This is a genomic window from Algihabitans sp. (assembly GCF_965226985.1).
Taxonomy (GTDB): domain Bacteria; phylum Pseudomonadota; class Alphaproteobacteria; order Kiloniellales; family DSM-21159; genus Algihabitans.
The window spans coordinates 2,740,280-2,759,781 of sequence record NZ_OZ245712.1 but is presented as its reverse complement, the minus strand read 5'-3'; the positions used below and the strand labels follow the sequence as shown (position 1 = coordinate 2,759,781).

Below are 19,502 nucleotides of genomic sequence, written 5' to 3'. Positions count from 1 at the left end.
GGCCCCTCATCGCAGCTTCAGCGTGGAAAGGCCGATCAGCGCCAGGACGAAGGCGATGATCCAGAAGCGGATGACGATGGTGGGCTCGGCCCAGCCCTTCTGCTCGAAGTGATGGTGCAGCGGCGCCATGCGGAAGACGCGCCGCCCGGTCGCCTTGTAGGACAGCACCTGAATCATCACCGAGACGGTTTCCAGCACGAACAAGCCGCCGATGATCACCAGCACCAGTTCGTGCTTGGTCACCACCGCGATGCCGCCCAGGGCGCCGCCGCAGGACAGCGAGCCGGTGTCGCCCATGAAGACCATGGCCGGCGGGGCGTTGAACCAGAGAAAGCCCAGACTGGCGCCGACCAGCGCGCCGCAGAGCACAGCCAGTTCGCCGGTGCCGGCGACGTAGTGGATCTGCAGGTAGTTGGAGAAGACGGTGTTGCCGACCAGGTAGGCGATCAGGGCGAAGCAGGCGGCGACGATCATGACCGGCACGATCGCCAGGCCGTCGAGTCCGTCGGTCAGGTTGACGGCGTTGGAGGCGCCGACCATCACGAAGGCCGCGAAGGGCAGGAAGAACCAGGAGAGATTGAGCAGCAGGTCCTTGAAGAAGGGAACCGCTAGGTGCCGGTCCATCTCCGGCGGTGCGATCTGTATGATCCAGGCCGTCGCGGCCACGGCGATGACGATCTGCACGGCCAGCTTGCCGCGCCCCGACAGGCCCTTGTGGCTGCGCCGGGTCAGCTTCAGGTAGTCGTCGCTGAAGCCGATCGCCCCGTAGCCGATGGTCACGAAGAGGATGACCCAGACGTAGGGATTGGTCAGATCGGCCCACAGCAGGGTTGAGACCGCCAGGGACAGCAGGATCAGGACGCCGCCCATGGTCGGCGTCCCCTTCTTGGTCAACAGATGGCTCTGGGGTCCGTCCTCGCGGATCGGCTGGCCTTCGCGCTGTTTCTTCTTCAGCCAGGCGATCACGCGCGGACCGAGCAGGAAGCAGATCAGCAGCGCGGTCAGCACCGCCCCGCCGCTGCGGAAGGTCAGGTAGCGGAACAGATTGAACAGCTGAAAGTCGTCGGCAAAGGGAACAAGCAGGGTCAGCATAGGTGCGGTTTCTCGACCTCCTCAGCCGCCGTTGGCCGCGCGCGGCGCGGCCGGTTGATCGGAGGAGGCCTCGGTATCGGACGCCTCTTGGGAGTCGGGTGCCAGGGCGTCCAAGGCGGCGATCACCACGCGCATGCGGCTGCCGAGCGACCCCTTGACCAGCACCACGTCGCCAGGCAGCAGCGCCTCGGCCACCTGCGGGGCCAGCGTCGCGGAGTCCACGGCCAGCGCGGCCACGCGCGATGGGGGCAGGGCGCGGCCGAGATGCGCCATCTGCGGACCGCAGAGAAAGGCGAGATCCACATTGGCATCCGTGACGGCCTCGGCGAGTGCGGCGTGGTAGGCGGGGCCTTGTCCGCCCAACTCCAGCATGTCGCCCAGTACCGCGATCCGTCGGCCCGCACCCTCGGGCTTGGCACGCCCCAGCACGGCCAGAGCGGCCTTCACGGAGTCGGGGTTGGCGTTGTAGCTCTCGTCGATCAGCAGAGCCGCCTGGCCATCCGGCAGCGGCAGCTTGCGGCGGGCACCCCGGCCCGAGACGGGCTGCAGCCGCGATAGCTCGGCGGCGGCGGTCACCGGATCGGCGCCCAGGGCCGTGATGGCGCTCAGCACCGCCAGGGCATTGGTCACCCAATGCGCCCCCGGTTGCGCCAAACAGAAGTCGACCGGCTTGCCGCGCAGTTCGGCCTGGACCGCGCTGCAAGTCTCATAGAGGTCGGCGTTGATCAGACGGGCATCGGCCTCTTCGTGCCGGCCGAACGACAGGATCTTGGTCAGGCCTGCCGCCGCCGCCTTTCCAACCAGCCGTTCGTAGAAGCGGTCGTCGCGCGGCAGCACGGCGGTGCCTTGCGGTGACATGCCCTGGAAGACCTCGCTTTTGGCGTCGGCGATCCCCTCCTGGCTGTCGAAGAACTCGATGTGTGCCAGGCCGATGGTCGTGATGACGGCGACGTCCGGGCGGACCAAGTCGGACAGTTCGGCGATCTCGCCGGCATGGTTCATGCCCATCTCGAAAACGGCGTAGTCGGCCGTCTTCGGCAGCCGTGCCAGGGAGAGAGGCACGCCCCAGTGATTGTTGAGACTGCCGGCGCTGGCGAAGGTCTTGCCTTGGGGCGAGAGACAGGCCTTCAGCGCTTCCTTGGTCGAGGTCTTGCCGGAGGAGCCGGTGACGCCGCAGATCCGCGCGTTTGTCCGACGGCGGCTGGCGCGGGCCAGGTCGCACAGGGCCTCCAGACTGTCCTCGACCACCAGCAGCGGGGCGTCGTCGGGAAGGTCGCCCGGCAGCTCGCTCGGCTGGCGGTGCACAATTGCGGCGGCCGCGCCCTTGGACAGGGCTTCGGCGACGAAGTCGTGGCCATCGAAATTGGGACCCGCGAGCGCGACGAAGAGATCGCCGACAAGAAGGCTGCGGCTGTCGATTGAGACACCGTGGGCGCGCCAAGCGCTCGGACCGGTTCCTCCGGTCGCGGCGATCGCTTCCTCTGCGCTCCAGAGCGCCTCCGTCATGACTGTCCTCCGGCCAAGCGTTCGATGGCCGTGCGGGCGGCATCGCGATCGTCGAAAGGCAACACGCGGTCGCCGACGATCTGGCCGCTTTCGTGACCCTTCCCAGCGATTACCAACACATCACCGTCTTCGAGCCGGGCAAGCGCAAATTCGATGGCTTCGCGTCGGTCCCCGATCTCAATCGCTTCGGGACAGGCCGGCAGGATCTGCGCGCGGATGGCCGCAGGAGTCTCGCTGCGCGGGTTGTCGTCGGTCACGACGACCCTGTCGGCGTGGGCGGCCGCTGCCGCGCCCATCAAGGGGCGCTTTCCGTGGTCGCGGTCGCCGCCGGCGCCGAACACCACCCAGAGCTTGCCGGCGACGTGCGGCCGCATGGCCTGCAGCACCACCGCCAGAGCGTCCGGGGTATGAGCGTAGTCGACATAGACCTGGCCGCCGGTCGGCGTCGCGCCGACCCGTTCCACGCGGCCGGGCACGCCGGTCAGATGGGGCAGGCTCGCCAGCGCCGCGGCCGGATCGGCGCCGCCGGCCAGAACCAGGCCCAGCGCGGCCAGCAGGTTGTGCGCCTGGAAGGCGCCGGCCAGCGGGACGATCACCTGCCGGCGGTCACCGTGGATCTCCAGGGTCAGGTCCAGTCCGGCCGGCAGCGGTTTCAGCGCCAGCAGGCGCAGGTCGCGCCCGGCTTGACCGTAGCTCACGATCTCTTGGCCGCGCCTGTCGCAGAGGGACTTGAGATGCGCGAATTCGGCGATGTCGGCGTTCAGCACGGCGGTGCCGTCGGCCGGCAGCAGGTCGGTGAAGAGCCGCGCCTTGGCCGCCAGGTAGGCCTCCATGCTGCCGTGGTAGTCCAGGTGATCGCGGCTCAGGTTGGTGAAGGCGGCGGCCGAGAGGCGCACGCCGTCGAGCCGATACTGATCCAGACCGTGGCTGGAGGCCTCCATGGCCAGCGCGTCGATGCCGTCGGCGGCCAGGGCTGCCAGGCAGCGGTGCAGCTCGACAGGGTCGGGGGTGGTCAGGGCGGCCGGCGCGTCGGCGCGCGGCGGCATCAGCCCCAGGGTGCCCAGGCTTGCGGCTCGGCGGCCCAAGTGCTCCCAGATCTGCCGCACGAAGACGGCGACCGAGGTCTTGCCGTTGGTGCCGGTGACCGCGACGATCTCGCGTGGCTGGCGTTTGTGCAGCGCCGCCGCCATCAGCGCCAGCCGCCGCCGCGGTTCCGGGTCCTGAATCAGCAGGACGGGCGGGTCGTAGCGCTTGATCTCGGTTCCGCTGGGCGCCAGCACGGCTACGGCGCCCCTGGCCACCGCCTGGTCGATGAAGTCGCGGCCGTCCGCCTGGCTGCCGGGCAGGGCGGCGAAGAGGAAGCCGGCCTCGACCCGGCGGCTGTCCGCCGTCAGCCCCGCGATCTCCAGTCGTTCGGCCGTGCTGCCCATTGTGTGGTTTTCGTCCTCCGTCAGAAGCTCAGCGAGCTGCAACGTGGCGCCCCCTGAGGTTCACCGGGATCAGTTGCGGGTTCCAAGCCTCGCTCGACACGGGCACCTGATCGGGCTCCGCCTGCGGCTGGATGCCGAGCAGCGGCGCCATGCGTTCGACCACGGCCCCGACGACCGGCGCGGCCACCCAGCCGCCGGTGGCGTAGCCGAAGCTGTAGTCGGTCGGCTTCGGCTCATCGACCATCGCCATGACGACGTAGCGGGGGTTGTCCATCGGAAAGGCGGAGAGGACCGAGGCGATCCGCTTGTCTGCGGCATAGCCGCCACGGGGATCCAGCTTGTCGGCCGTGCCGGTCTTGCCGCCCACCCGGTAGCCTTCCGCGTCCGCCTTGCCGGTCGTGCCTTCCTCGACCACCAGCCGCAGCAGCCAATTCATCTTCTGAGAGGTCTCCGGACTGATCACCTGTTCGGCCAGGATGCGTTCGCCGTTCGTGCGCTTGAGCAGGGTCGGTGGCACCAGTTCGCCGCCGTTCACCATCGCCGCCATCGCCCGCGCAGCCTGCAGCGGCGTGACGGCGATCCCGTGGCCGTAGCTGATCGTCATGGTGTTGATTTCGCGCCAGACCTGGGGCAGCAGCGGCCGGCCGACCTCCCGCAGTTCCAGGTTCGCCGGATCGAGCAGGCCGAGACGGCGGAGAAAGCGCTGCTGCGCCTCCGTCCCGGCGGTCAGGGTCATGTGCACGGTCCCGATGTTGCTGGAGTACATCAGGATTTCCGGGATGCTCAGCACACCCCGCTTCGGCTTGAAGTCGTTGATGCGGAAGCCGCCGGCGCGGATCGGATGGGTCACGTCGAAGCCATCAGTCAGCCCGACGACCCCGAGGTCGAGCGCCATTGCGGTCGAGAAGACCTTGAAGATCGATCCCAGCTCGTAGACGCCCTGGGTCGCGCGGTTCAGGAAGGCCGCGTCGGGAATCGTCCGGGGCGCGTTGGGGTTGATCAGCGGCAGGGAGGCCATGGCCAGGATCTCGCCGCTGCGGACGTCCAGCACGATCCCGGCCGCACCGATGCCGCGCCACTCCTCCTTCGCCTTGGCCAGTTCGTCGATCAGAATGTGCTGCAGGCGCAGGTCCAGGGAGCTGCGCAGCGGCTCGTTGCTGCCGCGCAGGACATCGTCGAAGCTGGCTTCCAGGCCGATTTGCCCGACGTTGTCGATGTTGGTGTAGCCGACCAGGTGTCCCGTCAGGTGCCCGTGCGGGTAGAAGCGCCGCTCCTCGCGCACGAAGTCGAGCCCCGGCACCCCCAGCCCATTGATCCGCGCCGTCTCGCGGGGCGTCAGGCCGCGCTTGATCCAGGTGAAGGAGGTGTCCTGGCTCAGCTTGGCCTTCAGGCCGGCGACGGAAAACTCCGGCAGGACCCGGGCGAGCGCGACGGCTGCCGCCTGCGCATCGATCACCCGGCGCGGATTGGCGTAGAGCGAGTTGGTCGGCAGGGTGGTCGCCAGCACCTGGCCGTTTCGGTCCAGGATTTCGGCCCGCTGGGTCTCCAGGGCGGCCGCGGCGCTGGGCGTCTCGGCGCGCTTGGGCTCCTCCTGTTCCGACAGCAGGGCCAGGTCGGCCAGACGCAAACCGACGGCAACGAAGGCCAGCATGAAGACGGCCGCCGCGACCAGCAGGCGGGTACGACCCATCTCCAGGGCGGCCTTGCGCTGGCCATCCAGGCTGATGGTCCAGCCGCCGTGGACGCCGCCCTGTCCCAGATCCATACCGCAGGGCGTGGTCGGCGCGATCTTGGTGTCGCTGTGGCGGGGCATCAGCGGGTCTCCGAAAGACTATGATGGCGCACCGGCAAGGGGGCGCCGGTCACGGGATTGCGCGGAACGGCGTCATCGACCCGCCCCAGGCTGTTCGGAAGCGGCTCTGCGACGCGGCGGATCGCGGGTGCCTCAGTGGAGGCGTTGGCGGGTGCTCGGTTGGCCTGCAGCGTCGCCGCGACCAGATCGCCGATCGGATCGGAGCTTTCGGGCGACCGCCCCTCGGCCAAACGTTCGTCGGCCAAACGTTCGTTGGGCAGGCTTTGTGGTGCGGGCATGTCCCCCGGCACCGGTCGGCTGCCGAAATGCGCCGGGGCGCCAGGGTGACGGGGCGGGACCGGCGGTCCGGCGGCGAAGACGCGACCGTCCATCGCCTCGGGGCGCGGCGGCAGTGCGGCGATGCGGCCGATCTGCGGCGCGGTCAAGGGAATCATTTCCAGGTGCCGCTGGGCCAGCCGCGCGATGCGCTGCGGCCGGTTTAGGTAGCTCCATTCGGCCCGCAGGATATGCAGCGCCTCGCGGTCGTTCTGGATGCGCGTCTGTGCATAGGTGAGCTGGTCGTCCAGGGCCTGCACCGCGTATTTGATCTGGAAGACCAGACCGACCGCGACGGCGAAGGCGACCAGCCAGAGCAAGGTGGTCCAGCGCAGAATCATGCCGTCCCTCCGCTCTCTTGGTCCCACTCCCCATCGGTCGATGTGTGGTCAGTCGATGCAGGGGCGTCCGTGCGTGCCGCCGCGCGCAGTCGGGCGGAACGCGCGCGCGGATTTTCCGCGGCCTCGCCCGCACCCGGTTTGATCGCCTGACGGCTCAGAAGCTCGAAGGTGGGGGCGAGGCTCGCGCCCGCATCGGGCAGGTGACGCGATCCGCGCGGAGCCGCGCTGGAGCGCGTGCGCAGGAAGTCCTTCACGATCCGGTCTTCCAGGGAATGAAAGCTGACCACAGCCAGCCGGCCACCGGGGGCGAGACAGCGCTCGGCGGCGGCGAGGCCGCGTTCCAGCTCGCCCAATTCGTCGTTCACGTAGATGCGCAGTGCCTGGAAGGTGCGTGTCGCCGGATCGATCCCGTCCTTCGAGGCGCGCACGACGGCGCGCACCGTCTCCGCCAGATCCAGGGTGCGGCTGTAGGGCCGCTCGCTGCGGCGGGCGACCAGCGCGCGCGCGATCTGTCGGCTCCGGCGCTCTTCCCCGTAGCGCCAGATCAAGTCGGCCAGCTCAGTTTCGCTGCGGCTGTTGACCACTTCGGCGGCGGTTTCGCCGGACGCGCCCATGCGCATGTCGAGCGGCCCGTCGTTCCGAAAGGAGAAGCCGCGCTCCGGCCGGTCCAGTTGCGGCGAGGAGACGCCGAGATCCAGCGCGATGCCGTCGACCGGCAGCGGAAGGTGGCGCCCCATCTCGGAAAAGCGGTCCTCGACCAGCTGCAGGCGGTCTCCGAACTCGGTCTGAAGCGACCGCCCGGCCGCGATCGCCGTCGGATCGCGGTCGAAGGCAACCACGTTGCAGTCGGCTGCCAGCAGCAGGGCACGGCTGTAGCCACCCAGCCCGAAGGTGCCGTCGAGATAGATGCCGCCGTCGCGCGGGTGCAGGACCTCCAGCACCTCGGCCAGCAGCACGGGGACGTGACCACCGGGACCGACAGCGCCGGTCTGTCGCGGAGTGGGTCCGGTCATGCCGCACCTCCCGCGCTTTGCCCGCTGGCTTGCGACTTGACGGCCAGGGAGGGAACCTTCTCCTTGGCCGACTGCCGCCGCGCGGCCTGATAGGCGGCCCAGCGCTCGGGTTGCCAGATCCGGAAGAGAGCGCCGGTGCCGACGAAGACCGCCTTGTCCTTGATGTCGGCCGCCGTGATCAGCGCTTCGGGCAGAACGATGCGGCCGTTGGAATCCCACTGCAGCTGGTGGGCGGCGCCGAAGATCGTGGCGGAGAGATCCTCCTGGGCGTCGCTGAAGAGCTCGTAGGAGTTGACCGAGTCCATCAGCTGATTCAGGAAGTCCTGGCCGCAGCCCTCGATCGCGCCCTCCACCTTGTAGGAGGGGAAGAGGATCACGCCGTCGAAGCCTTGGCGGGACAGGGTCGGCCGGAAGGGCGCAGGGATCGACACGCGACCCTTGCTGTCCAGCTTTACCTCGTGGGTGCCGAGAAAGATCGGCGCCATGGTCGGTCCCCTGTTTCGACATCCGCCGCCGCGCTTTGCGGCGGCCGAAGCCGCTGTCTCCGGATCGGGCGGGGCATCCGCCTGACCCGTCGTCTACCGGACGCCCCACCTGCGTCCGCCGGCCTCGCGGCCGTTTCACCCCTTGCAGCGCCTCGTCTCTCTCCGTTCTCCGAGGCCCAACTCGACAGGGTTCCTGCCGAGTATGCATGGGAAATCATGGGATATCATGGGCTCAGATGGGTGTCAACGACACGAGAAAGTATTCGCGATGTGTTTCCAAGTTATCAACAGATCGCTATTCGGGTCACAAACCCGGCTGTTTCACGCTCTCGCGTCCTCCGAGTAAGTCTTGCCGTTAATTAAGGCGAAAGAACTTGTTCATCGAATGTTCTTATTTAGGGGTGAACAAAAGTGGGTCGAGGCCGAACGACGTCGGTCGAGAGAGCTTGTGAAGCCCTTCGGGCCGCGCAAAGGCCGCCCACTTTGTCTTGGGGAACCCCGGGTCTTGATCAGGAACGCCAGACGGCCTGTAAGCCGGGTTCTGTCCCCTGCCCGGAGGCAGGGGGATGACCATTCATCTGGGACCCGCATTGCTACGGGCCTCGCGCGACCAACCCGGGCGACGACGCGGAAACACGCCTGGCCTCCTCGCGGAGGTCCCTGTCGCCCCTATTCGGTCTTGCTCCGGGTGGGGTTTACCTTGCCCGCCCCGTCGCCGGGGCGGCGGTGCGCTCTTACCGCACCCTTTCACCCTTGCCGCGCCGCAGCGCGGCGGTTTGCTTTCTGTGGCACTTTCCCTAGGCTCGCGCCCGCCGGGCGTTACCCGGCACCCTGTTTCCGTGGAGCCCGGACTTTCCTCCCTTCGCCGAGAGGGCGAAAAGCGGTCATCCGGCCGTCTGGCGAGCGCTGGATGTAAAGACAGGCGGATGTGCGATCAACGAAAAGCTTGATCGCAGCTCTGCCGGCCAAGCCGCCGCAGCCGGTTTCGGAACCTTCGGATCCAGTCTAGAAGGGGCAGCGAGCTTGAGGGGAGGGACGCGTATGGTCGGGCCGCACATGACTGAGCCGCACATAACCGGGACGCGCAGCATCGGCATCATCGGACTGGGCATCATGGGGCGCCGGCTGCTCGGCGTGATCCGGCAGCATCCCGACTTTCGGCCGGGACTCCTCTGGGATCCGGCCGAGGCCGCGAGAGCCGAGGCGCGGGCCCTGGCTCCGGAGGCTGGGATCGCGGAGGCGGCCGACGCCGTGATCGCCGAAGCGGATGTCGTCTATCTGGCCTGCCCGCCGGAGCCTCGGAAGGATTACGCCCTGCAGGCCGCGGCGGCGGGAAAGCCGCTTCTGCTCGAAAAGCCCTTGGGCATCGACGTGGCGACCAGCCGGGATCTGACGGAGCGCCTGGCGGCCTCCGGCGGTCCGGCGGCGGTCAACTTCACCCAGGCGGCCAGCCCGGCCCTGGCCGAGGTCAGCCGGGCGCTGGCTGCGGGCGAACTGGGCGAACCGCTAGGGATCGACATCCTCGTCACCTACGCCGCCTGGCCGCGCGCCTGGCAGGCCGGGGCGGACTGGCTGCGTTTCCGGGCCGAGGGCGGTTTCACCCGCGAGGTGATCTCGCACTTTCTGTTTCTCTCCGCGCGCCTGCTTGGGCCGCTGGAGCCGGTTTGGGCGCGGCCCAGTTTTCCTGCCCCGGATCTGGCGGAGACCCATCTGCTGGCCCGGCTGGAGACGCCGGATGGTCTGCCGGTCTCCGTTTTCGGGAGCGTCGGCGGCCGGCAGCCGGACCGGCAGGAGGTCACGGTCAAGGGCAGTCGGCGCAGCTATCGCATCGCCGACTTCTATCATCTGCAGGTCTCGGACGGCGGAGCTTTCATGGAGGCACGCAGTCCCGAGGGCGATGCGCGTGAGGAAGCCCTGAACGCCCAGTTGAGCCAGCTTGCCCTCTGCGCCGCCGGCCAGCCGCACGCGCTTGCGACGGTCGCCGAGGCCTTCGCCGTTCAGACCTGGATTGAGGCCCTGCTGGACGGCAGGTCCTAGAGAGAACGCTAGTATTTGAGGTTGGGGAGGAAAAGCGATGGAAAACGTTTGGCTCGGGCGGACCGGCATCAAGGTCTCGCAGCTCTGCTTCGGAACGATGTCCTTCGGCGGCGATGCCGACGAGGCGGAGTCGGGCCGCCTCTACGCCGCCTGTCGCGAAGCGGGCATCAACTTCTTCGATTGCGCCAACGTCTACAGCCAAGGCCGTGCCGAGGAGATCCTCGGGCGGCTGATCGCCAAAGAGCGCGACGGGCTGGTGATCACCTCCAAGTGCTTCAACGCCATGGGCGAGGGTCTGAATGATCGTGGGCTGAGTCGCCGGCACATCGTCTCGGCCGTGGAGGCGAGTCTCAAGCGGCTCGGGACGGATCGTCTGGACATCCTGTTTCTGCACAAGTGGGATCCTCACGCGCCCCTCGAGGAGACCCTCAGGGCGCTGGAGGACCTCGTCAGCTCCGGCAAGGTGATCTACAGCGGTGCCAGCAACTTCGCGGCCTGGCAGATCGCCAAGGCTCTGGGCGTTTCCGAGCGCCATGGCTGGAACCGCTTCCAGGTCATCCAGCCGATGTATTCGCTGGTCAAGCGGCAGGCGGAGGTCGAGCTGCTCCCCCTGGCGGCTGCGGAGGGGCTCGGGACCATCGTCTACAGTCCCGTCGGCGGCGGCCTGTTGAGCGGCAAGTATGGCCCCGACCGCAAACCCGACAGCGGCCGCATTCTGGACGACGAGAAGTATGCCGAGCGTTACGGCGAGGCCTGGGTCTATCGCACGGCAGCTGACTTCACGGCCTTCGCGGAGGCGCGCGGCTGGCACCCCGTCAGTCTCGCCGTGGCCTGGGCCGGCGCCCATCCGGCCGTGACCTGCCCGATCGTCGGTGCCCGCAGCGTCGCCCAGCTGCAGGCAGCCCTCAAATCGGTGGAGATCGAGATGACCCCCGAGCTGCGCGCCGAGATCGCCGCGCTCTCCCGCCAGCCTGCCCTGGCCACAGACCGGCTGGAGGAAGCTTAGAGCAGGAGTCACGCCTTAGGTGGAAGCCAAACGCTTCTGCCTCAGACGATCGCGCTCTAGGCTTCCAGGTCTCCCGATCACCGCTTCGTCAGGACGCCAGTTCCGTCAGGTGCCGGACGCCTGGCGGTTTGGTCGGCCTGCGCCCTTGTCTCTATGACGTCTGCGCGCCCGAGATGGTGGGCGTTTTCATGAGTTCATGATTTCAGGTTTTTCTACGCCCGGTATTCGATAGAGATATCGAAGATCGGGAGGCTGCGGCTTTCGCGCGAGGAAGGTCTCGGCAAGCTGCTGAATATTAATGTTTTTTCTGAACATAATTGTATTTTCGCAAAATTATATGCTTACACTCCGACTCTGGCTGTTCGCGCTTCGATGGTGAGATGTTGGAAGGGGAGGGGGAGAATGCGCCGATCGCTACGCCAAACCCTGTCGGCCGTCCGTGCCCAGATCCTGACCTTAGCGGGCATTCAGCAGGCGGGCTTCTTCGTTCAGTACGGATATGCCGGCTCGGTGCCGGACCGCATCCCACCCTATGAATCCGTCGAAGCCATCTTCGACGACCGGCTTCCGACGTTCGAGAGCTTCGTCGGCGAGATCGCGAACCACCTGGAACGTTTTCGAGCCTTTGGTCGCGAAGCGGGCGATCCGGTCTGGGGGCGCGGCATGTTTCCGCCCCTGGACGGCGCGGCCGCCTACACCATCGTCCGGAGAAGCGGGGCGCGGCGCATCGTCGAGATCGGATCGGGAAACTCCACCACCTATCTGGCCCGCGCCGCGCGCGACTGCGAGGCTCCGCCCCGGATCACCTGCATCGACCCGCAACCCCGACGGTCTCTGGAAGGCCTGGGAGTCACCTGGGAACGGCGCGTCCTCTGCGACCGCGATGCCTATCTCTTCGACGACATGACGCCCGGCGATATCCTCTTTATCGATTCAAGCCATATCATGATGCCGGGACTGGACGTGGACATTCAGTTCAACCGGATCTTTCCGCGTCTGCCCTCGGGAACCTACGTACATCTCCACGATATATTTCTGCCGGACGACTATCCGCCGAGATGGCGAAAGAGATTCTATTCCGAGCAAAATGCTTTGATCGGCTGGATTCTTTCCGGCTATTTCGAAGTCTGCTTTCCGGGACACTACATGATGACGCGGCATCCCGAGGTCATCGACACCTACCTCTCGGCCTTCCAACCTTTGACGACACGGCAGTCGGGTAGCATCTGGTTGCGCCGGGCCTGAGCGGCCGAGGCTCCGAGGTCAGTTTCCGCACTGGATCGCAGATTGTAGAACGCAGTAAGGAAGGGCGTTGCTGCAGAGCATCTCGGCCGGAGGCAGCTGCGATATCGGGATCGACGGAAGGGTCTATGACGGATAGGGCGGACATTGTCGTCATCGGCGGCGGCATGGCGGGGGCCTCGGCGGCCGCCGAGATTCTGGCGGCCGAGCCGTCCTTGCGCGTCCTGCTGTTGGAGGGGGAGGCGCGGCCCGGCTATCACACCACTGGGCGTTCCGCCGCCTGTTTCATCCAGAACTACGGCAACGCCAGCATTCGCCAGTTCAATCGGGCCAGCCGGCCGATTTTCGAGGCGCATCCCCTGGCGGTCGAGGTGGAGGAGGCGCCTGCCAGCCTGCTGTCTCCGCGCGGGATTCTGCAGCTCGACGACGGGACGCAGGCGGCGGCCTTCGACGACTTGATGGCCGAAGGCGACGGCGTCGAAGCGCTGGACGAAGCGTCTGTCCATGCCTTGGTTCCAGCCTTGCGGCCTGGCAGCTTCACGCGCGCGGCCTACGAGGCCGACGCGATGGATATCGACGTCGACCGCCTGCACCAGATCTACCTTCGTTTCCTGAAACAGGCCGGCGGCACGCTTGTCTGCAACGCCCGGGTGACCGCTTTGCGTCGCGCGGACGAAGTTTGGCATCTCGAGACGACGGCGGGTGCCTTCGCGGCGCCGCTGATCGTCAATGCGGCGGGCGCCTGGGCGGATCAGGTGGCGCAGCAGGCGGGCCTGCCGCCGGTCGGGCTGCAGCCGCTGCGCCGCTCGGCCGCGCTGCTGGCACCCCGCGACGGCTGGGACGTCGCCCGCTGGCCGCTGACCGGCGACCTGGGCGAGCGCTGGTACATGCGGCCCGATGCCGGCCGCATGATGGTCTCGCCGGCGGACGCCGACCTGGTCGAGCCGCAGGATGCCTGGCCCGACGACCTGGTGCTGGCCGAAGGGCTCGACCGCTTCGCCCGGGTCTTCGACTACGAAGTGACGCGACTGGAGGCGAGCTGGGCGGGGCTGCGCACCTTCGCGCCGGACAAAAGCCTGGTGATCGGTTTCGATCCGGCCGGCGAAGGCTTCTTCTGGCTCGCCGGCCAGGGCGGTTACGGCATCCAGACGGCACCGGCGGCGGCGCGCCTGACAGCGGCTTTGGTTCTCGGCAAGGCGCTGCCGCCGGAACTCGCGGCCCAGACCTTCGAGACCGAGGGTGTCTCGCCGGCGCGCTTTCGTCAGGGTGAAACGGCTCCTAACGCTGGGTCAGCTTGAACTCGATGCGCCGGTTGCGGCTGAGCGCGTCGGGACTGTTGCCCTCGGCGATCGGCCAGTTGTCGGCGAAGCCGGCGGCGATCAGGCGGTTCTCGGGCAGGCCCTGGTCGATGAGGAACCGCACCACCTCGATCGCCCGCGCCGTCGAGAGTTCCCAGTTGGAGGGGAACTGTGCCGTGGCGATCGGCAGGCTGTCGGTGTGGCCGTCGACCCGCAGCACCCAGTCCAGGTCGGCGGGAATCTCTTCCGCGAGGTCGATCAGCGTGTCCGCCAGACTGGCGATCTGCTCGGCGCCCTCGGGCTGCAGGCTTGCCGAGGCCGAGGCGAAGAGCACCTCCGACTGAAACACGAAGCGGTCGCCGACGATCCGGACGTCCGGGGTGTCGCCCAGCACCTCGCGCAGCCGTCCGAAGAACTCCGAACGATAGCGGGCCAGTTCCTGCACTTTCGTCGCCAGCGCGGCGTTGAGCCGCTGGCCGAGGTTGGCGATCTCCACCTGCTGGTCCCGGTTGAGTGCCTCGCTGGCCTCCAGCGCCTCGTTGAGGGCCGCCAGTTGTTCGCGAAGCTGCAGAAGCTGACGATTCAGTCGTTCGACCTCGCGCTGCGCCGTCTCGTTGAGACGTTGCTGCTCGGTGGCGAAGTCCTGAGTACGCGACAGCTCGGCCTCTGTTTCGCTCAGCGCGGCGCGGCTTTCCTCGCCGCTGGCGCGCAGTTCGGCTAAGGCTTCGTCGCGGTCGGCCAGAAACTGCTCCAACTCCGCGATGCGCTCCTCGCGGTCGCTCAGGCCGCTCTGCGCCTGGGTCAGCGCGCGTGCCTGGGCCGCCAGCTCGGCTTCCAGCTCGGCCAGCTCGGCGTCGCGGGTCTCGACCCGCGCGCGCAGCGCCTCCAGCGCCGCGATCTGCGCCGCCAGTTCCTCCTCGCGGCTCAGGGCCTCCCGCTCCAGCGCCGCGATCTGTTCGCTGCGGGACTCCAGGGCTTGCTCCGCCGCGCTCAGCTCGCCTTCCAGACGCCCGACCGTCTCTTCCTGACTCGCCAGCCGGCCCTCCAGCCCGGTCAGCTCCAGCCGCAGCCGGTCGCGGAGATCCTGCAGGGCCTGCACCTCGGCGAGTTGGGCTTCGATCGTCGCCCGGTCGGCCGCGACCTGCTGCTGCGCCTCGGCCAGTTCGGCCGTCGACTGACGCAGCTCGGTCTCGGCCAGTTCCAGACGTTGGGCTAGCAGATCCCGCTCATTGACCAGCCGCGCGAGATCCCCGGCCAGACGATCGCGCTGTTCGGTCAGAGCCGAAAGCTGGGCGGAGAGGGAGTCGCGCTGGCCCAAGGAGGCTTGCAGTTCCGACGAGAGCTGGGAGACGTCGACGCGCAGGCTTTCGTTGGCCTGTCGCTCCAGCGACAGCAGGTCGGAAAGCTGGTCCAACTGCGAGGTCAGCTCGGCCAGCCGCGTATCCCGATTGGTCAGCGCGGTCGAAAGGAAGAACTGGCCGACCATGAAGACCAGCAGGACGAAGACCAGCACCAGCAGCAGGGTCGCCAGCCCGTCGACGAAGCCGGGCCAGATGTTGGTGGCGCGTTCTCTGCCGGTGCGGGAGAGATTATACATGGGCGTCTAGCCTCGGCAGACCTTAGCCCTCCGTCTCCTCGGCCAGGGCCGCGATGGTGCGGGCCAGCAGGCGGATTTCGGCGCGAATGTCTCCGACCGTCTGCTCCCGGCCGCGCTCGACCTCGCCGGCGATGCGGGTGACGTTGAGCGCCAGGGTGCGTATATGATCGCGGGTGGCCTCGTCCAGGACGCCGCGCTCGTCGCTCCGTTCGCTGAACTGCGCCTCGCTGAGCTGCTGCAGCAGCGGTTTAATCGCGCTGTGGGTTTCCGCCAGCCGGCGCATCACCTCCTGCTCCGTGCGCATCTGCTCGGTCATGACGCTCAGGCGTTCGGTCAGCAGGGCGAGGTTCCGGTTGGCCTCCTGCCGGTCGTCCTCGCCGCGCGCAATAGTGCGCTGCAGGGAATCCAGACTGTCGGCCGTCGATTCCAGCAGGGCGGTGAGATAGGCCGGTACGGAGGCCTCGCCGCCGGCCACGCCCTCGCCGCCGCTGGACAGGCGGGTCAGGCCGGACAGCCATTCCTCCAGCTCGTTGACAAAGCGGTTGTGTGCTTGGCCGGCCTGAAGCTCGAGAAAGCCCAGCACCAGCGAGCCGGCGAGCCCGAAAAGGGAGGAGGAGAAGGCCGTGCCCATGCCGGACAGCGGTCTTTCCAATCCCACCTTCAACTGATCGAAGAGCACAGCGGCGTCGCCGCCCGCCGACAGACTGCCGATGGTTTCGGCGACGGAATCGATGGTCTCCAGCAACCCCCAGAAGGTGCCGAGCAGACCGAGAAAGATCAGCAGGCCGATCAGGTAGCGCGAGATGTCGTGGCTCTCGCCGATGCGGATCTGAATGGAATCCAGCAGTGTGCGGGTGGAGAGCGCCGAGAGCGTCAGCCGTCCCTTGCGCTCGCGCAGCATCGTGGCCATCGGCCCGAGCAGCCGGGGCGCGGTCGTGTTCTGGACCGAACTCGGGAAGATCAGGCCGCCGCTCGCTTCGCGCTTCAGCTGTTCCAGATAGCTGACTTCCGGCTGCAGTAGCAGAACCTGACGAATCGAATAGACAATGCCGAGCAGCAGCACGCCCAGGATCATGCCGTTCAGAACGGCGTTGGCCAGGAAGGCTTCCTGCAGGCGCGGGAACAGCAGGGCGGCGGCCACAGCGACGAAGCCCAGGAACACCGCCATACGCAGCAGGTAGAGCCTCGGCCTGGTCATCCTGAGATCCGCGTCATGCTGCTTTCCGGGTTATCCCGCTTTCCGCTTCGCGCTATCCGGGTCCCCGAACCGTCGAAGGAGGCATCGCCGGAGAGGGGCTGTCTCGCCGCTGGCTGTCATCGCGGGTGCGAGTCCTGTCTTGCCGTCTGGTCCTTTCGCTCCGGACCAGGCGTTGCGGTTCAGCGTGGTGCGGGAACGACGTCGACGCGGTTGGGCGGCCCGTCCGGGATGTTGTTGCCCAAGGCCCGCACATCCATGCGAGTCGAGCGCACACCCTGGCCGATCAGGAACTGGCGGACCGCCAGCGCGCGCGACAGCGACAGCCGGCGGGCCTGGTTGACCTGGTTGCTGTCGCCCGCGGCGTAGGCCAGAAGCTGGATGCGCTGGCTTTCGTCGGCGCGCAGGCTCTCGGCCAGCGCGTTGAGCGCGGCGCTGCCGTCCGTCGCGACCTCGTCCTGACCTTCGGTGAAGACGATGCGGGCCAGCAGGTCCGGCTCCAGGGCGGTCTCGGCTTCAGGCTCCGGTTCGGGCGGAAGGGCCGCGCGCTGCTCCTGTGCGGGCTGGGGCTCTGCCGCAGGAATCGTTTCGGACTGCGCGGTCGTTTCGGATTGTGCGGCCGTTTCTTGGCCGGCCGCACCGGCGGTCTCTGCACCAGCCTGCGCCGTTGCGCTCGCGGCCGGCTCCGGGTTGCTTGCTGCAGCCCCGCGGGCCTCTGCCTGCTGCGTCGTCCCGCTTGCCGGGCCCGTCCCTGCGGTTTCGTTGCTCGGCGAAGTCGGCTCGATGGCTGGCGGCGGCTGGGGGGCCGGCGGAATGGGCTGCAGTTCGGCCGCCGTGGCCGCCGGCTCGGGGGTGGTCCGGGCGGGTTCGGTTGTCGAGGAGGCCGGTGCGGGCGTCGTGGGGGCAGCCTCCGAAACGTCGCTGGTCCGGGCGTTGCGGTCGGTCCCCATATCCTCGACGTCGCCCATATCCTCGACGGCAGGGGTTTGGGCGACCGTTGGGGCGGGCGCCGTCGTTTCCGGAGTCGCCGAGCTGGGGGCGGGAACGGTCGCAGCCCCGCCGCCGGACGCGGCCCTCTCGGCTTCACGCTCAGCCAGCGCCTGCGAGGGCAGCAGCGGCGGCGCGGTGCGGTTGGTGCGTGGTGGCGGTGCCGGTGGCGTTGCGGCTTGCGCCGCTGGCTCGGGTGCCGCCTGGGGCGCGGTTGCGCGAGGCGCCGTCGTTCCGCCGGAGCGGGCGACGTCAGTAGGTTGAAAGGCTTGGGACGGCGGTTCGCTGCGTGTCTGGGCGCGCGGCGCGACCGGGCGCGGCACTGGTGCCGGCGCCTGTCCGATCTGGCGGGGTGCACCTGCCATGCCGCCGGGAACCGTCCCCGGCGGCACGATGCCGGGCGGCAGAGTCCCGGCCTGAGCCTGGCCCATCTGCATCTGGTTCTGGGCGAAGGCGGTCACCGGCGGCCTCGGGGTCGCGCTGTAGACCTGCACACCGCTGTAGAAGGGCATGCCCTGCTGCGCGAAGGGTGAGCCGAAGCCCTGTTGAGCGAAACCGGGCTGCGTCGGCTGCCCGAAGGCCTGCGGCGTCGTCAGCGTCGAGCGCGGTTGTTGCTGCGGCGGGAACAGCAGTCCACCTGGAACGCCGACGAAACCCTGACCCGGCAGGCCGTAGGGCGGGAAGCCCTGGCCGTAGGGCACCGCGCCGGTGCCAAGGCTGTTCAGCAGCTGCTGATTCACGAAGACGTTGTTCTGCGCCGCGACTGGACTCGCCAGTCCGACGACAAGCGACAGAGATGCGGCCATCGCCAGGGCCGCGATCAAGGCGCGTTCCGCTCTCACTCCCGGCTGCCCGAATTTCCCGCAGTGGACTTTTCCGCAGTGGAATCTCCGGCAGTTGGATTTCCGATAGCGGGATCTGGTATCGTCGCTGCTCATACGCGTTTCGTCCCTTCGCGCCTTTTCGGCGCTGATTGGCTTCCGAACGGGTCGCCACTCCCCCTAAACGAATCGGTACCCCGAAAGGCGGTGTACACTAGACAGGCGGCGCCAGGCAAACAAGCGAGGGGAGTTGGTTTGCCTCTACGATGGTACGGACGGCAGGCGGAAGACAGCCCTGCCGATCAGGCGTTGGATCCGATCAACGCCGGCATCTTTCGTCAAACAAGGTGAAGAGAGTCTTTACGTCGGACCCCTTAGAGCGCGATCGTCTGAGGTGAAGGCGTTTGGCTTTCGCCTTAGGCGATCCTGCTCTATGCGGGAGCGCGCGCCTTGCTCAAGAGGCGGTCGAGCGGATCCTGCAGCCGCGGTGTGACGGCCAGGATGGAGTTGCTTTCGACCCGGTGGCCGCTGCCGCCGATCTCGGTGACCAACCCGCCGGCCTCGCGGACCAGCAGCACGCCGGCGGCCACGTCCCAGGCGTTCAGGTTTCGCTCCCAATAGCCGTCGAAACGGCCGGCTGCGACGTAGGCCAGGTCCAGGCTGGCGGTGCCCCAGCGGCGCACGCCCGAACTGACCGCCATCACCGTCTCCAATTCCGCCAGGAACTGCCGATGTCCGGGCGTGCCCTTGAAGGGAATGCCGGTGGCGAAGAGCGCGTCCTCCAGCCGTTCGCGGGAGGAGACACGCAGACGCCGGTCGTTCAGGTAGGCGCCGGCACCCCGCTCTGCGGTGAAGAGTTCGTCCTTGATCGGGTCGTAGACCACGCCGGCGACGATTTGGTCGCGCTCCTCAAGCGCGATGGAAATGGAGAAGTGCGGCAGGCCGTGTAGGAAGTTGGTCGTCCCGTCCAGCGGATCGACGATCCAGCGCCGCGTCTCGCCCTGCTTGGCGGGCGTGCTGCCGGATTCCTCCATCAGGAAGCCGAAGTCGGGGCGGGCGTAGGCCAGCTCGTCGCGGATCGTCTTCTCTGCCGTGGTGTCGGCGGTCGACACGAAGTCGGCGGGACCCTTCCGCGAGACCTGCAGGTTCTCCACCTCTCCGAAGTCCCGACGCAGGCGTCCGGCGGCCTTCTTGGCGGCCTTGACCATCACGGTGATGAGGGGCGAGCGCAGGGACATGGGGGCGTAGGGCTCCAGGAATGACTGACCCGGCAGGCGGGCGGAAAGGTTTATGGGCGGAAGTGTGTACGACCGGGCCCGATCTT

Annotated in this window: 15 protein-coding genes and 1 other RNA gene; 4 read left to right on the top strand and 12 right to left on the bottom strand. The window is 67.9% G+C overall.

The window, feature by feature from the left end; genetic code table 11:
* Positions 1-6: 6 nt before the first annotated feature.
* The 8 genes from mraY to rnpB form a co-directional block, all read right to left on the bottom strand.
* The gene (mraY, locus tag ACO054_RS12640; protein WP_421706938.1) at positions 7-1,092 is read right to left on the bottom strand and encodes a phospho-N-acetylmuramoyl-pentapeptide-transferase; all 1,086 of its coding nucleotides are present in this window, start codon (positions 1,090-1,092) and stop codon (positions 7-9) included.
* A gap of 21 nt (positions 1,093-1,113) precedes the next feature.
* Positions 1,114-2,598, bottom strand: a complete 1,485-nt coding sequence (locus ACO054_RS12635) for a UDP-N-acetylmuramoylalanyl-D-glutamyl-2,6-diaminopimelate--D-alanyl-D-alanine ligase (protein ID WP_421706937.1) — start codon at positions 2,596-2,598, stop codon at positions 1,114-1,116.
* Positions 2,595-4,070 (bottom strand): UDP-N-acetylmuramoyl-L-alanyl-D-glutamate--2,6-diaminopimelate ligase, encoded by a 1,476-nt coding sequence (locus tag ACO054_RS12630; protein ID WP_421706936.1) that lies wholly within the window; start codon positions 4,068-4,070, stop codon positions 2,595-2,597. The genes ACO054_RS12635 and ACO054_RS12630 overlap by 4 nt, the downstream gene beginning before the upstream one ends.
* A complete protein-coding gene (locus ACO054_RS12625) occupies positions 4,057-5,841 on the bottom strand; it encodes a peptidoglycan D,D-transpeptidase FtsI family protein (protein WP_421706935.1) in 1,785 nt (594 codons plus the stop codon). The genes ACO054_RS12630 and ACO054_RS12625 overlap by 14 nt, the downstream gene beginning before the upstream one ends.
* Positions 5,841-6,497 (bottom strand): cell division protein FtsL, encoded by a 657-nt coding sequence (gene ftsL, locus ACO054_RS12620; protein WP_421706934.1) that lies wholly within the window; start codon positions 6,495-6,497, stop codon positions 5,841-5,843. Before ftsL ends, ACO054_RS12625 begins: the two co-directional genes overlap by 1 nt.
* Complete coding sequence (gene rsmH / locus ACO054_RS12615) at positions 6,494-7,510, bottom strand: 16S rRNA (cytosine(1402)-N(4))-methyltransferase RsmH (protein WP_421706933.1); 1,017 nt, start codon at positions 7,508-7,510, stop codon at positions 6,494-6,496. The genes ftsL and rsmH overlap by 4 nt, the downstream gene beginning before the upstream one ends.
* The gene (locus ACO054_RS12610) at positions 7,507-7,995 is read right to left on the bottom strand and encodes a division/cell wall cluster transcriptional repressor MraZ (protein WP_421706932.1); all 489 of its coding nucleotides are present in this window, start codon (positions 7,993-7,995) and stop codon (positions 7,507-7,509) included. Before ACO054_RS12610 ends, rsmH begins: the two co-directional genes overlap by 4 nt.
* A gap of 514 nt (positions 7,996-8,509) precedes the next feature.
* Positions 8,510-8,895, bottom strand: an RNA gene (gene rnpB, locus ACO054_RS12605) — RNase P RNA component class A.
* 156 nt (positions 8,896-9,051) lie between these two features.
* Between rnpB and ACO054_RS12600 the strand changes: the two genes are divergently transcribed.
* From ACO054_RS12600 to ACO054_RS12585, 4 genes are all read left to right on the top strand, one after another.
* Entirely contained in the window at positions 9,052-10,032 is a 981-nt protein-coding gene (locus tag ACO054_RS12600; protein WP_421706931.1) for a Gfo/Idh/MocA family protein, read from the top strand.
* 37 nt (positions 10,033-10,069) lie between these two features.
* Entirely contained in the window at positions 10,070-11,038 is a 969-nt protein-coding gene (locus tag ACO054_RS12595) for an aldo/keto reductase (RefSeq protein WP_421706930.1), read from the top strand.
* A 402-nt stretch (positions 11,039-11,440) separates the two neighbouring features.
* Positions 11,441-12,283 (top strand): class I SAM-dependent methyltransferase, encoded by an 843-nt coding sequence (locus ACO054_RS12590; protein WP_421706929.1) that lies wholly within the window; start codon positions 11,441-11,443, stop codon positions 12,281-12,283.
* A gap of 125 nt (positions 12,284-12,408) precedes the next feature.
* Positions 12,409-13,578 carry an NAD(P)/FAD-dependent oxidoreductase gene (locus tag ACO054_RS12585; protein ID WP_421706928.1) on the top strand — a complete coding sequence of 390 codons (1,170 nt, stop codon included), beginning with the start codon at positions 12,409-12,411 and terminating at the stop codon, positions 13,576-13,578.
* On the opposite strand, the gene ACO054_RS12580 is transcribed toward ACO054_RS12585, so the two are convergent.
* From ACO054_RS12580 to ACO054_RS12565, 4 genes are all read right to left on the bottom strand, one after another.
* On the bottom strand, positions 13,559-15,175 hold the full coding sequence (locus tag ACO054_RS12580) for a peptidoglycan -binding protein (protein ID WP_421706927.1): 1,617 nt from the start codon (positions 15,173-15,175) through the stop codon (positions 13,559-13,561). The genes ACO054_RS12585 and ACO054_RS12580 overlap by 20 nt on opposite strands.
* A gap of 22 nt (positions 15,176-15,197) precedes the next feature.
* Positions 15,198-16,373, bottom strand: coding sequence for a flagellar motor protein MotA (locus tag ACO054_RS12575; RefSeq protein WP_421706926.1), 1,176 nt, complete (start codon positions 16,371-16,373; stop codon positions 15,198-15,200).
* 179 nt (positions 16,374-16,552) lie between these two features.
* Positions 16,553-18,199, bottom strand: coding sequence for an OmpA family protein (locus tag ACO054_RS12570; protein ID WP_421706925.1), 1,647 nt, complete (start codon positions 18,197-18,199; stop codon positions 16,553-16,555).
* 410 nt (positions 18,200-18,609) lie between these two features.
* On the bottom strand, positions 18,610-19,416 hold the full coding sequence (locus ACO054_RS12565; RefSeq protein ID WP_421706924.1) for an inositol monophosphatase family protein: 807 nt from the start codon (positions 19,414-19,416) through the stop codon (positions 18,610-18,612).
* Between the last annotated feature and the right edge of the window lie 86 nt (positions 19,417-19,502).